Annotated in this window: 13 protein-coding genes and 1 riboswitch; of the genes, 12 read left to right on the forward strand and 1 reads right to left on the reverse strand. The window is 46.4% G+C overall.

Going from position 1 to position 13512, the window contains the following annotated elements:
* Positions 1–11 precede the first annotated feature (11 nt).
* Both M662_RS03790 and M662_RS03795 read left to right on the forward strand, forming a co-directional pair.
* Positions 12–1670, forward strand: a complete 1659-nt coding sequence (locus M662_RS03790; RefSeq protein ID WP_008633819.1) for a M4 family metallopeptidase — start codon at positions 12–14, stop codon at positions 1668–1670.
* A 233-nt stretch (positions 1671–1903) separates the two neighbouring features.
* Positions 1904–2656 carry a SurA N-terminal domain-containing protein gene (locus M662_RS03795; protein WP_008633817.1) on the forward strand — a complete coding sequence of 251 codons (753 nt, stop codon included), beginning with the start codon at positions 1904–1906 and terminating at the stop codon, positions 2654–2656.
* Positions 2657–2707: 51 nt separating this feature from the next.
* Here M662_RS03795 and M662_RS03800 read toward each other — a convergent pair whose 3' ends face one another.
* Positions 2708–4417, reverse strand: a complete 1710-nt coding sequence (locus tag M662_RS03800; RefSeq protein ID WP_026578663.1) for an ABC transporter ATP-binding protein — start codon at positions 4415–4417, stop codon at positions 2708–2710.
* 184 nt (positions 4418–4601) lie between these two features.
* On the opposite strand from M662_RS03800, the gene M662_RS03805 reads away from it, so the two are divergent.
* The 10 genes from M662_RS03805 (at position 4602) to M662_RS03850 (ending at position 13406) form a co-directional block, all read left to right on the forward strand.
* A complete protein-coding gene (locus M662_RS03805; RefSeq protein ID WP_026578662.1) occupies positions 4602–5492 on the forward strand; it encodes a helix-turn-helix transcriptional regulator in 891 nt (296 codons plus the stop codon).
* A 325-nt stretch (positions 5493–5817) separates the two neighbouring features.
* Positions 5818–6699, forward strand: coding sequence for a PhzF family phenazine biosynthesis protein (locus M662_RS03810; RefSeq protein WP_051348983.1), 882 nt, complete (start codon positions 5818–5820; stop codon positions 6697–6699).
* 160 nt (positions 6700–6859) lie between these two features.
* Positions 6860–7567, forward strand: coding sequence for a MerR family transcriptional regulator (locus tag M662_RS03815; RefSeq protein ID WP_026578661.1), 708 nt, complete (start codon positions 6860–6862; stop codon positions 7565–7567).
* 23 nt (positions 7568–7590) lie between these two features.
* Positions 7591–7697, forward strand: a riboswitch (guanidine-I (ykkC/yxkD leader).
* 64 nt (positions 7698–7761) lie between these two features.
* Entirely contained in the window at positions 7762–8091 is a 330-nt protein-coding gene (locus M662_RS03820; RefSeq protein WP_008638140.1) for a DMT family transporter, read from the forward strand.
* Entirely contained in the window at positions 8091–8405 is a 315-nt protein-coding gene (locus M662_RS03825) for a DMT family transporter (protein ID WP_008638139.1), read from the forward strand. The genes M662_RS03820 and M662_RS03825 overlap by 1 nt, the downstream gene beginning before the upstream one ends.
* 128 nt (positions 8406–8533) lie before the next feature.
* Positions 8534–9649, forward strand: coding sequence for an endonuclease (locus tag M662_RS03830; RefSeq protein WP_008638138.1), 1116 nt, complete (start codon positions 8534–8536; stop codon positions 9647–9649).
* Between the two features lie 128 nt (positions 9650–9777).
* Positions 9778–10989: a Bcr/CflA family efflux MFS transporter gene (locus M662_RS03835; protein ID WP_008638137.1), complete on the forward strand. Its 1212-nt coding sequence runs from the start codon at positions 9778–9780 to the stop codon at positions 10987–10989.
* 56 nt (positions 10990–11045) lie between these two features.
* Positions 11046–11783, forward strand: coding sequence for a DUF3784 domain-containing protein (locus tag M662_RS03840; RefSeq protein ID WP_008638136.1), 738 nt, complete (start codon positions 11046–11048; stop codon positions 11781–11783).
* A 102-nt stretch (positions 11784–11885) separates the two neighbouring features.
* The gene (locus tag M662_RS03845; RefSeq protein WP_008638135.1) at positions 11886–13106 is read left to right on the forward strand and encodes a hemolysin family protein; all 1221 of its coding nucleotides are present in this window, start codon (positions 11886–11888) and stop codon (positions 13104–13106) included.
* Between the two features lie 141 nt (positions 13107–13247).
* The gene (locus tag M662_RS03850; RefSeq protein ID WP_162129275.1) at positions 13248–13406 is read left to right on the forward strand and encodes a hypothetical protein; all 159 of its coding nucleotides are present in this window, start codon (positions 13248–13250) and stop codon (positions 13404–13406) included.
* The last annotated feature ends 106 nt before the right edge of the window (positions 13407–13512 follow it).

A 13512-nucleotide genomic window follows, 5' to 3' on the forward strand; every position in this document is an offset into this window, starting at 1 on the left:
GGAGTGATGGAATGAAGAAACGAGTCGTTACGTCGACACTGGCCTTGACACTGGCTTTAAGTGGTTTCGGTTTCGGAGCAGGGAGCGTCTCTGCAGAAGAGGCAGCGAAGGTGAAGAACAATGATACCTACGGCACACCATCGTATATCATAGAAAAGTGGGAAATGCCGAAGATGAAGGCGGCTTCCAGTGAGAAAGCAACAGTCGAAAGCATCGCTCTTTCTTATCTGAACTATAAGAATGATTTGTTTAAGCTGAAAGGGAACAGCAAGGACAACTTCCAAGTGCTTGATACTTTAAAGGATGAAGAGAACGGGACATCCCATGTAAGGTTGATCGAACAATATGACGGCGTACCTGTATATGGGGCACATCAGACGGTGGCGTTGAACGATAAGAAAGAAGTGCAGGCTTTCTTTGGTCAAGTCGTTCCCAATCTGGAAGCGAAAGAGCTGGATTCCAAACCGGAACTGACGGATAAGGAAGCAGTAGAGATTGCCAAGGCTTCCATTGAGGACGAAATCGGAAAAGTAGAAGCATATGATGCGGAGCCGTCCAGTGATTTGTATTTCTATGAATATGAAGGTGATTTCCACCTTGCGTTCTTAGTGAAAGCCTCCACTTCTGAGCCGGCACCGGGATACTTCCATTATTTCGTTGACGCTAAAACAGGTGACATTGTGAACCATTATAATGCCATCGACCATGTCAAAGCGTTCGGTGAAGAAGTAAATGGAGACAAGGCAATGTTCGAAGCCGTTTACGAAGAGGGAAGCTATTACTTGTTCGATGAAACGAGGGGCGATGGCATCCACACATTTGACGCTTTAAATATGGATCCGTTCCTCTTCAATCTATTCTCCCAGCTGTTGGGCTATCATGGAGATGAAGTGACAAGCGACCATAAGTTCTTCAGCGATCCGGCTGCGGTCAGTGCCCATAAGAATGCCGGCATTGTCTATGACTACTTCAAAGATACCTTCGACCGCGATTCCTTTGATGACGAAGGTGCGCGGATGATTTCTTCTGTCCATGTCGGAGATAAGTGGAATAATGCCGCATGGAACGGCGTGCAGATGATGTACGGCGACGGTGACGGGGAAACATACCTTCCATTCTCCGGAGCAGTCGATGTCATTGCCCATGAATTGGCGCATGCTGTCACAGACCGGTCTGCGGATCTTGTTTATCAGGATGAACCAGGGGCACTCAATGAATCGATGTCGGACATTTTCGGAGCGATGGTCGACCGGGACGACTGGTTGATGGGGGAAGAAGTAGGCGTCGACGGTGAGCCGCTTCGTTCTATGGAAGACCCGTCCTCTATTCCACATCCATTCTATCCGGATCGAGGATATCCGGATCACTACAGCGAATTATACACAGGCGATCTGGATAACGGAGGCGTTCACATCAATTCGAGTATCAATAACAAAGCGGCGTATCTCCTTGCAGAAGGCGGTACGCACTATGATATCGAGGTTGAAGGAGTAGGGCGCGACGCCACGGAGCAGATCTACTACCGTGCCTTAACGAAATATTTAACAGCGACTTCCGATTTCAGCATGATGAGACAAGCAGCCATTCAATCGGCGATCGATCTTTACGGAGAGGGCTCCCAGGAGGTCACGTCCGTTAACCAGGCGTACGACGCAGTCGGCATCCAATAAAAAGAAAGGAGCTTTTCCAAATGGAAAGGCTCCTTTTGGTATATAATAGGAAAAGGCGCGTCCCACATTTTTTACATATTTACAACAATATGCGTAATCATCCTGCTTTGAAACCCGGTATGACAAGGTTCGTGATAGTTACAAAAATGTCACGCTGAAGCAGGAGCGGTTCGAATATGTTTACAATGGAACGGGACATGTTACAATGACTAGCAGAATGATGCAAAGGAGACATGACATTGAATAAGAAATGGTTATTGGCATTAGTACTTGCTGCATTCGTCGGATTGCTCGCGGCATGTGGCGACAATAGTGAATCATCTGATGATAAAGATAAAGAGAAACAATCTTCGGAACAAGCGGAAGCACCGGAGCCGGATTTGAAGAATATCCCTGACGTTGTGGCAGAAGTGAACGGTGAGAAGATCGAGAAGAAAGAATTTGAAAACACGTATAAGAGTCAGTTCCAAATGGCAGCCATGCAGGCACAAATGTCAGGACAGGAGCTGGATCAGGACCAACTGAAGAAGAGTCTTGCAGAAAGCATGGTTGGTCAGGAGCTGCTGATTCAAGAAGCGGATAATCGTGAACTGACAGCGTCCGAAGAAGAGATTAACAAGAGAATTGATGAAATCGTCGAACAGCAGCCTCAAGTGAAAGATAAAGAAGACTTCATGAAGCAGCTGAAAGACAACGGCGGCATGGATGAAAAAGAAGTCATGTCCCAATTGGAAACTCAGGTGAAAGTCGATAAGCTGATTGCAGAAGAAGCTGGAGATACAGAGCCTTCGGAAGAAGAAGTGAAGAAAGCTTACGACGACATGAAGAAAAGTCAAGAGGACGCAGAAACCAAGCAGGAAGTGCCTGCTTATGAAGACGTGAAACCTCAAATTCAGCAGTCTCTCAAACAGCAGAAAGAAAGCGAAGCGACTCAGAAAATTGTAGACGATCTTCGTGAAAAAGCAGAAGTCAAAGTGAATATCTAATAAAAAATGCCGGGCCCTGTTGGTCCGGCATTTTTTGTGCAGCTAAAGCCTTCAGCCGAACTGTGCTTCATGAAGGCGGCTGTATATACCTTCTGTTGCAAGCAGCTCTTTGTGGCTTCCTTGCTCTGCAATACCATCTTTCGTTACGACCATGATACGGTCGGCATTCTTAATAGTCGCCAACCTGTGGGCGATGACGAGTGTCGTTCTGCCTTCCGTCAATTCATCCAATGACTTTTGGATGGCTACTTCCGTTTCCGTATCCAACGCTGATGTGGCTTCATCGAGAATAAGGATCGGTGGGTTTTTCAAGAACATCCTGGCGATGGCGAGACGCTGTTTTTGGCCGCCGGAAAGCTTAACGCCTCGTTCACCGATCACAGTATCGAGTCCATGAGGCTGCTGTTGAATGAAGTCGTCCAGCCTTGCTCGTAGGGATGCTTCCATAATCTCTTCATCCGTTGCATCCAGATTTCCGTAGGCGATGTTTTCGCGGATCGTCCCGGAGAACAGGAAAACATCCTGCTGCACGATTCCAATTTGACTGCGTAGTGATGTCAGCTGAATGTCACGGATGTCGGTTCCGTCTACGGTGATCCCTCCATCCAAAATTTCGTAAAACCTCGGAAGCAGGCTGCATAACGTCGTCTTACCGGCACCGGACGGCCCGACAAAAGCGACAGTTTCTCCGGAATCAATCGTTAAGTTGATTCCGTTTAATACCGGGTCCAACCCCTCATAACCGAAGGTGACATCTTCATATCGTATGGTCCCTTTTAGATCTTTAGCGGCTGCGCCCGGACGGTCTGCGATATCCGGTGCGGTGTCGATCACTTCTGTGTACCGCTTAAATCCGGCAATTCCCTTTGGATAGCTTTCGATAACGGCATTGATTTTTTGAATCGGACCGATCAAAATGTTCGCCAAGAGGATGAAGGCTACAAATTCACCATACGTCAACTCTCCGGATATGACGAAGTATGTCCCGAATAATAAAGTGAACAAGGTGACAAGGCGCATCAAGACATAGTTGGCGGTAATGTTTTGCGCCATAATCTTGTAAGACTGCAGTTTCGTCGTCCGATACTGCTCGTTGTTCTGTTTGAATTTGCTCTGCTCGTGACTTTCATTAGCAAAGGCCTGGACGACTCTGATGCCCCCGATGCTGTCTTCGACACGAGAATTGATTTCCGCCACGTTATGGAACATACGCCGGAAGGTAACCGTCATTTTTTTATTAAAATAGATGGCAAGGATGATCAACAGCGGGATGACAATGAATGATAGAATGGCCAATTTCCAATTAATCGTAAGCATGAGAATGAAGGAACCCAGCAGGGTCATGAAGGCGACGAAGATATCCTCAGGACCATGGTGGGCAACTTCTCCTATTTCCTCGAGATCCTTCGTCAGCCGGGAAATGCTGTGTCCCGTCTTGTTGTTATCGTAATAGCCGAAGGATAATTTCTGCATATGGGAAAACAATTTCTGACGCATATCTGTTTCAATATTTATCCCAAGCTTATGTCCCCAGTACGTGACAATGTAATGAAGGCCGGTATTAATCAAATAAATCAGTAATAATCCAAGACAGGCTAAAAGGATGATCGTCCAGTTCTCCTGAGGAAGGAGGCGGTCGATGACCTGATTAACAGCCAGCGGAAAAGCAAGTTCGAGAATACCGACAAGAACAGCACAGCTGAAGTCGAGGATGAACAGCCATTTATATGGCTTATAGTAGGAAAAAAATCGTGAAAGCACAGCAAAAACTCCTCTGTTGTAATTGAGATTTATTATCAATTATATCCAACAGTCGTATGCTAATCAATGGAACTTTTGCTGTTACCCAACAAAACAAGCAGCTGCGTCTCTCAAAAGACAGCAGGAAATGTCAAAAAAAACAGTTTTTTAAGCGATAAAATAGAAGTAGAAAGGGGGAGGAGCAGTGCCGGAGCCGTCAATCATTCAGAAGAGTATCGCCTTTATGGAAGAAAGGCTGAAAGAAGGTGTATCCATGGAAGAGGTAGCTGCGTATGCGGGATATTCACCTTATCACTTTCACAGAAAGTTCCTAAAAGAGGTGGGTGTCAGTATATCCGAGTATATGAGGAAACGAAGACTTACTGAGGCCTCGCGCTGTCTGCTTCATACGAATGCTCCGATTATCGATATCGCTTTTTCCTGTCATTTCGAGAGTCAGGAAGCATTCACCAGAGCGTTTAAGCAGCTTTATGGATTGCCTCCCGGACGCTTTCGTAAATTATTCGCCACATATTTCGAACAAAAAGGAGAAGATGCAGTGGAAATGATTTCGCCGATTAATGGTTGGTTTTTAAGTGGGGGTCAACCTGCTAATTATGAAGTAGGGCGGGACGACAAAGAGATCCATGAAGGTAATCGTTCGGCCTATCTTACATCTATTTCCGGAACCTCTTATCCATCGGAGGGGGATTTCGCTACATTAATGCAGCAGTTCAAGGCAGTAAACTACTTGGATAAACGTGTTCGACTAAGTGGTTTTATAAAAACGGAGCATGTTGAATCTTACGCTGGAATGTGGATGAGGGTGGACAATGCTCAGGGGGAAGTGCTGCAGTTCGATAACATGTCCGACCGCAAAATTACTGGAACGCAGAACTGGAACCATTATTCAATCGTTCTCGATGTCCCCGACACCGCTTCCGTCATATCTATAGGAACCATCCTCTCTGGTGTTGGCAAGGTATGGATAGATGCCTTTCAATTCGATATCGTGGACGAGCATGTCCCGACGACGAATATGAACTTACACATAGAGGTGCAGGAAGAGCCGATGAATCTTTCCTTTGACGAGTGATCGAATCCCGTCTTTGAAAAAAGACGGGGTTTTTTACTAGTTGAAGAAGGGATAGGTAAGCGGGGAGACGGGCACCGGGGAAGCGTCTCATTTCCCATTAGAATACGTAAAGAAAGATCGATCTTGCTCCTCAAAGAAATGATTTTCTCGTTCTTTTCTTTTTCATATATGGAGTGCTTTTATTTCCCTTTATTTAAGCGTATAAGTTTTCAACGGTCTTCTTCCTGCGACTTTGAAAACAGACTGTTTTTATATCGATCGGAAGCATATGCGTTCCTTCCATTGGCCTGTCATAGTAAACTGGAGAAAAAGGTGAGGTGATAGAATGACGGCGGAAGTTATACATACGACAGTATTTCATGACGGCGAACGGGGAGGGAACCCTTGCCCGGTGGTTTTGGATGCCCATCATCTAACAGAGGAGGAGATGATGGATTTTTCCGCTCACTTCGGTCAGGAGACAGCATTTGTCCTTCCTGCTGAGCATGGAGACCATGATTGGCGGTTCCGGTTTTTCATGCCCTCTAAGGAAGTTGGGATGTGTATCCATGGAACGATCGGTGCCTTGACGGTCCTTTTGAATCGTGAGGATACGGTTGCTCCATCCGTGAAGATTGAGACGGGGGTCGGGGTCGTTGATGTGGATTGGACGAAAAAGGAAGACGGCTATACGGTGCGAGTGGAGCAGTACAAGCCGGTAATTGCTGATACGAATCCCTCCTATGAAGAAGTGTGTAGGGCGCTGCAAATCAACAAGAGTGATCTGGCAGCTGATCTCCCTTTGCAATCGGTGTCTACATCCAGGCAGAAACTCTTAGTTCCCTTGAAGAGAGAAGGTATATTAGAAAGTCTCCAGCCGGATTTCAAATACATGTGGGAGCTGTGCGACCGTTATCAAACGTCTGGATTCTATCCGTTCACCTTCAGGGCGGACGGGGAAGTCCAGGCCAGACAGTTCCCAAACAGAGCCGGGTATTTGGAAGACCCTGCAACCGGTGTCGCTGCCTGCGCCCTGGGAGCGTATTTATCTATGCAGGATGGAAGAGATACGGAAGCCCCTGAATGGAAAACCTGTCTTATCCATCAAGGGAGAGAGATGGGAAGGCCGAGTGTCATGCAGGCGGAAGTCTACCGATCCAGTAAAGGAGTTCTGCGGACTTTTGTCCGTGGTAAGGCGAAGCTGGAGACGGAATGGAAGGCATTGTGAAGAACGGGAATGATACCTTCGTCCAATATCGTATCGCTTATAGCGCTAAGCGATACACGTGATATAATAATAGAAAGTGTAACTAGAGTGGTCAGGGAGAGCATAGCGCTTGCCGATATGGCCATCCTGACCATTTGTACAAGGACGAAGGGGGCCCGAAATGCGACATGACATAAAGCCGAACGAACGAGCTTACTCCACGAAAGAAGTGGCAGAAGAAGTCGGAATCGCGACGACGACTGTACGGAAATACGGACAAATATTGGAACGGAATGGATATGAGTTTTTCAAAGATGGAGACAGACGAATTTTCGTACGGTCTGATATTGAGGCACTCATGGACATCCGTGATACGGATCTGCCGAAGGATGAGAAAGCGAAAGAGCTTGTCAAAAAGCTGGAGGAACGCCTGTCCGGTTATGATGAAACACAAATTGCAGTGGCGGATACGGACAGCCGTTCCCTGCAGGATCCTGCCCAGTTGAAAGAACTGCTGACGCTTGTGGCGAAAGAGCTTGCTGCGACCCGTGAAGTGAATATGCAGTTGAAGGAAGATATGGAACAGTTGAAAACAACGGTCTCCCGTCTTCAGCAGGATCATCATGTCATCAGCTCCGGTGTTGGGAATTTCTCACAGAAAACCCATGCCAAGTTAGAGAAGTTGACGAATGAACAAAAACGCCAATATGAAACATTATTGGAACAGGAAAAGGAAAAGAGTGAACATTTACAACGGGAGCTGCGCGAGATGCGGACGGAACAAAAACGGGAATGGCAGTCTCAAAATGACTTCAACCGAAGATTGGAAGTATCCGTCGGCAAGCCGCAGGGGACGCTTGGTAAATTGTTGTCTTTATTCCGTAAATGATGATAAACTGTGGACGGAATAGCAAATAGGCTTTCTAGGGTTCCGTAACAGTATTCTGTTAGACTGGTCCGAGAGAAAGCTCACAGCTTTCAAAGAAGCTGTGCCACGGAAGGATAAAAGCCTGGGAGATGACTGCTGTGCAGTGTCTCCCGGGCTTTTATAGTTTGAATGATTAATTGGAGGTTTTTGGAACAATGAATAAGTATTGGATTCAAGTGATTATTGGTGCCGTGTTTGAGGTGCTGTGGGTGGCAGGGCTCAAACACGCAGAAGGGTTATGGGAATGGAGTGGTACGATTGCCGCCATCGTAATCAGTTTTTATTTAATGATATCTGCCGGAAGCAAGCTCCCCGTCGGCACCGTATATGCAGTGTTCGTCGGTTTAGGAACAGTTGGTACCGTCGCAACAGGAGTCATCTTTTTCGGTGAGAGTTTCGATGCTGCCAAGCTTATTCTGATTCTTATCTTATTGGTTGGGGTGGTCGGCTTGAAAGCAGTGACACCAGAGGAGGAGGAAGCCTGATGGCATGGATCTTTTTGCTGGCGGCAGGTTTGTTTGAAATGACCGGGGTCTGGATGATTAATAAACTGCATAAAGACCGTAATTGGCAATCCATCCTATTCCTTTTATTGGGCTTTGGTGGGAGCTTCTTCTTTCTTTCCCTGGCAATGGAAAGTCTGCCGATGGGAACCGCTTATGCCGTCTGGACCGGGATCGGTGCGGCCGGAGGAGCGGTGCTCGGCATGCTTCTTTATGGGGAGTCCAAGGATTGGCGGAGGGTCGTGTTCATTACTATGATCCTTGCTTCCGCCATCGGGCTGAAGCTGGTGTCTTAAACAGAAGAACTAGTTAATATTAATACCATGTTAGGATTGTACTAATTTCCTTATAAGTGGAAGGATTTCACACTCCGAAGTGGAAAAGGTCTAGAGAACGTATCTCACTTCAAGGAGTGTGTCATGGAATGAAGAAACAAATATGGATGATTGTCAGCTTTCTCTTCTTGATCGTCAGTCCGCCTGCTTTTGCAGCGACCTCTCTTACTATAAGCGAAGGAATGGAAATGACGGCCGGATCGGATGTGAAGGTGGAAGGCTATATTGTTGGCGTACCGGTTGGGGTGGATAAGGTAGAGCAGAACAGCTTCACCAGTAACTACGCTTTGGCCTTAGCGGATGAAAAAGAGGAGAATGCGACAGAACGTATGCTGTTTGTGAAGCTCGATTCGGAATATCGGGGCAGCTACGGTTTAGAGAACAATCCGGATTTAATGGGGGAGAAGGTCATTGTTGAGGGGAGCAGAGATGATTACTTTGCTCATCCCGGGGTCAAATCCGTCTCGTCCATTGCGCTTGCCGGTGAAGAAGGAGATGGGGAAACAGGAGAACAGGATTCGCAGCCTGGGTCCTATTATGATCGTGCGGATTCATTGACTGGAGATGCGTTGAAAGCGGAACTCCATGATATTATTGACGACCATACAGAAATATCCTATTCCCAAGTCTGGGATGCGCTGAGAAATACCGACGAGGACCCGGAGAACCCTGCAAACGTTCTGCTTCTCTATACAGGAGACTCTATTTCCAAGAATCGAAATGGCGGCGGGGTGGATGATTGGAACAGGGAGCATGTCTGGGCTAAATCCCACGGTGGATTCGGTACAGCCATGGGAGCGGGGACGGACCTGCATCACCTTCGGCCAACGGATGTCTCTGTCAACTCCAGCCGTAGTAATTTAGACTTTGATAATGGCGGATCTCCTTATTCTGACGCTCCGGACACTTATTATGACGGGGACTCATGGGAGCCTCGTGACGAAGTAAAAGGAGATGTAGCAAGAATGATTTTCTATATGGCCGTCCGTTATGAAGGAGATCAGGGGGAGCTGGATTTAGAAGTCGCTGATTCCACGGGTACGAGCGGCCCTTATCTCGGAAAGCTTTCCACACTGAAGGAGTGGCATGAGAGCGATCCGGTCGATGACTTCGAACGGAACAGGAATGAAGTCATTTATGAAGACTATCAGCATAACCGTAATCCTTTCATCGACCATCCGGAATATGTAGAAGAAATATGGTGAAACAAAACCTCTGCTCTGCAGAGGTTTTGTTATGCAGAGGGATAGACTTCCTGCTTATTTAAAGATAGAATCATAGATTAACGGCTTGAAAAAACTTCAAGTGCAGACAGAAGAGGAAGGTGTTTGATATGCTTCATAATCCAACAGGAAAAGAACGTATTGGTCTTGCGTTTCTACTTGGAATGCTCGGTGTGCTTGGTCCATTAAATATAGATATGTACCTGCCGAGTTTCCCGGGAATCGCCTCTGATTTAGACACGAGTGCGTCTCTTGTGCAACTCAGTTTAACGGCTTGTTTAATAGGACTTGCGGTAGGACAAATAGTAGTAGGACCGATCAGTGACTCTCAAGGAAGAAAAAAACCACTGATCATTTTTCTTTCGTTATTTGCTTTAGCTTCTCTGCTTTGTGCACTTGCGCCTAACATAACTGTTCTTGTAGCGGCACGCTTTCTCCAGGGTTTCACCGCCTCTGCGGGGGTTGTTCTATCCCGTGCCGTAGTTCGTGACGTCTTTACCGGACGGCAGTTAACGAAGTTCTTCGCTTTATTGATGGTCATCAATGCAACCGCTCCTATGATTGCCCCGATGACGGGCGGAGCGATTCTTTTACTCCCTTTTGCAACATGGGAAACCATTTTCTTTTTCCTCAGCTTTGTCGGTGTTTTAATCGTTTTGACGGTAACGAAGAAGCTCCCGGAAACACTTCCCGAAGAAAGAAGAATTCCGAGCTCTTTAAAGGAATCCATTCTGACAATCGGACGACTGTTGAAAGATCGTTCCTTCATCGGTTACGCCTTGACTATCGGATTCGTCCATGGGGGGAGTTTCGCCTATGTTTCGGGAACCCCTTTTGTATATCAGGGAATTTACGGCGTATCCCCACAGGTTTTCAGCGTTCTTTTCGGTATTAACGGCCTTGCCATCATAACGGGAAGTTTTCTGATCGGCCGCCTTGGAGGCATTATTCATGAAAGAAGTCTGCTTCGGACAGCAGTGATCATTGCCGTCACCGCGACCGCGTTTCTTCTGGTGATGACTGTAATGGAAGGCCCGCTCTATTCCATCGTAATTCCTATCTTTATTTATATGACTGCAATGGGAATGGTGCTGACAAGTACGTTCACTTTGGCGATGGAACATCAGGGACACCGGGCCGGTAGTGCCAGTGCCGTATTGGGGATGCTTCCTCTATTGTTCGGAGCCATTGTATCCCCCCTCGTCGGATTGAATGAAACAACGGCCGTGCCGATGGGGACGATTCTATTTACGACATCTTCTATAGGTGCTGTCCTATTCTTTACATTGACGAAGAAGGACGGGCAGCCGGAAACAGCTTAATAAATCCGGATAACATTTCCTGCTGTGTATTATAATGATAAAACAGGAGGTGCAGGATGAATACTGGTTTTATCGTCTATAGCATCATCATGGTATGGGTATTGGTTATTTACGGCGGATTAACGTATCTGGTGGTTAAAAAGAGAGAGTACGGATTAATTTCCGGGTTCGGAAACCGGTCGGAAGAGGAGCAGCAGTATCTGTTGGAGAACGGCTATGTAGACGCAACAGGCCGTCTGCTGAAATGGACGTTCTCAATGCTTCTGCTCACTTTTCTTGCCGGCCTGCTTCCGGTTGATCTGGCATTTGAGGTCGGGCTTGGTTTGTTTTTCATCGTTTTATTGACCGGTATTGTTTGGATACAGCGATACGAGGTTCCTCGTAAAAGGAAGCGGAATGTATGGATGACAAGCATCTTTTCCGTCGCCATCTTCGGGGGAGTAGTTGCACTGACCATTACTGGATTGATCGACAATACCGTAACGGTTGAAGATTCAAAGGTGAAGATTTCGGGAATGTATGGCGGTGAATGGTCACTTGCTGACATAGAGAAGGTGGAGATCTTGGATGACGTGCCGGATGTGATTGTGAAGTCCAATGGTTTCGCATCGGGAGGTCATTTGAAAGGGCGCTTCCGTCTCGAGGACCCATATGAAGGAGCACTGCTATTCATTCAAGCGGATATGAAGCCCTCCGTGTACATAAAGACGAAAGAGGACGATTTGTTCATTAATAAAGAAGATGAGGAAGAAACCAGACGCTTGTATGAAACGCTGAAAGAGTCGGTTCGTTGATGACGACGATTCCTGTGCATCGCGAATACGTACGGTTGTTATCCTGACTACGGAACGTGTTATAATAAACCGGCATGTACAATTTCAAGGAGGAGTTTTCTTGTGATCATCGCGATCATTGTTCTACTGTTCGTTTCTTTATTTTTCTCGGGAAGCGAAACAGCATTGACTGCTGCAAACAAAATGAAGCTGCAGGCTCGAGTGAATAAAAATGATAAAAAAGCGGAAAAGTTGTTGAATCTTGTTTCCCGTCCAAGTGAATTCATTACGACAATCTTGATTGGTAATAATATAGCTAACATTCTGCTTCCAACATTGGTTACGGCACTAGCTATTGAGTATGGATTCAGTGTAGGAGTGGCTTCCGCCATTTTGACTGTCACCATCATCGTCTTCTCAGAAGTCATTCCGAAATCGATTGCCGCTGCCTTCCCGGATCGAATATCCATGTTGGTTTCTCCGGTCATCCGGTTTTTCGTTATCCTTTTTAAACCAGTGACTGTGGTGTTGAACTGGTTGACAGGATCCATTACGAAGGCTTTGTCCAAAGGAGAAACGAACGATGTCTCCGTTTCAAAAGAGGAGCTTCGGACGATGGTTGACATTGCAGATTCGGAAGGGACCTTCAACGAAGCGGAATCCCACCGGATCAAAGGTGTGCTTGATTTCTATAATCTGAATGTAAAGGATGTCCTGAAAACACCCCGGGTGGATATGATTGCCATTTCGGAAGAGGCAATGTTTGAGGAAGTTCGGGATATGGTTACTCAACACCCGTTTACAAGGTACCCGGTTTATCGGGAAGACATAGATGACATTGTTGCTGTTCTTCATTCAAAGTATTTGATTTCCTGGGCAATGGAACCCGAACGCCCGCTCAAGGATTTCACGTATAAGGATCCTCTTGTCGTTTATGAATTCCATAGTATAGAATGGGTTTTCCGGAAGATGACAAAAGAGAAGAAGCATATGGCGATTGTTCTGGATGAGTATGGAGGAACCGAAGGGGTTCTTACACATGAGGATGTCATTGAAGCAATGATCGGTCTTGAAATTGAGGATGAAATGGACGTAGAAAGTGACTCCATCATTGAGAAGATATCAGAGACCGAACTGATCTGTGACGGAAAGATTACTCTCCGGCGCTTGAACTCAATTTTCGATACAGAAGTTCCGGAAGAAGAAGACGTCCTTGCAGGCTATCTTCTGAAGGAGTTCAATGACTTCCCGCAAGAAGGGGATGTGTTGGAAAGGAATAACCTGACGTTTAAAGTGCTTGAGATCGAAGGAAGAATGCTGAGAAGGATCCAAATTATAAAATAGAAAAGAAAAACCCGGCCTTTGCGCCGGGTTTTTTGTATGGGAATATTAAAAGGACCAGAGGACTATAGACCCTTTAATTTTCCATATCATGGCCGATATAAGAGGTGGTACGCTATACATATATCGGAAGGTGATGGGATTATGATGCTGGCAAATAAAACAGTCATTAAAGGTGGATCCTTGGTAATCGGACGGGAAAAAGCAGTGGAAATCGGCAGGAAGGGTACGGATGTAGTAGTGGCGGATGATGGCTTCTCTGTATTCAATTCCGATTTAAGGAAGGGGGAAGAAGGGAGATGAGCGCAATCGATCAGATGAAACAGGAGACGTTGAAAAAGAAAAACCTGCTTCTTTTTACTGCTTTCACGTTGTCCTTAGCAGCAGCATTCATGAAATCACTGATGGA

The organism is Bacillus sp. SB49 (assembly GCF_000469135.2).
Taxonomy (GTDB): domain Bacteria; phylum Bacillota; class Bacilli; order Bacillales; family Halobacillaceae; genus Halobacillus.

Excerpts from the sequence above, each read along its gene's own strand:
- M662_RS03790 (WP_008633819.1), top strand. The coding sequence starts at position 12 with ATGAAGAAACGAGTCGTTACGTCGACACTGGCCTTGACACTGGCTTTA.
- M662_RS03795 (WP_008633817.1), top strand. The coding sequence starts at position 1,904 with ATGACATTGAATAAGAAATGGTTATTGGCATTAGTACTTGCTGCATTC.
- M662_RS03810 (WP_051348983.1), top strand. The coding sequence starts at position 5,818 with ATGACGGCGGAAGTTATACATACGACAGTATTTCATGACGGCGAACGG.
- M662_RS03815 (WP_026578661.1), top strand. The coding sequence starts at position 6,860 with ATGCGACATGACATAAAGCCGAACGAACGAGCTTACTCCACGAAAGAA.
- M662_RS03820 (WP_008638140.1), top strand. The coding sequence starts at position 7,762 with ATGAATAAGTATTGGATTCAAGTGATTATTGGTGCCGTGTTTGAGGTG.
- M662_RS03825 (WP_008638139.1), top strand. The coding sequence starts at position 8,091 with ATGGCATGGATCTTTTTGCTGGCGGCAGGTTTGTTTGAAATGACCGGG.
- M662_RS03830 (WP_008638138.1), top strand. The coding sequence starts at position 8,534 with ATGAAGAAACAAATATGGATGATTGTCAGCTTTCTCTTCTTGATCGTC.
- M662_RS03835 (WP_008638137.1), top strand. The coding sequence starts at position 9,778 with ATGCTTCATAATCCAACAGGAAAAGAACGTATTGGTCTTGCGTTTCTA.
- M662_RS03840 (WP_008638136.1), top strand. The coding sequence starts at position 11,046 with ATGAATACTGGTTTTATCGTCTATAGCATCATCATGGTATGGGTATTG.
- M662_RS03850 (WP_162129275.1), top strand. The coding sequence starts at position 13,248 with ATGATGCTGGCAAATAAAACAGTCATTAAAGGTGGATCCTTGGTAATC.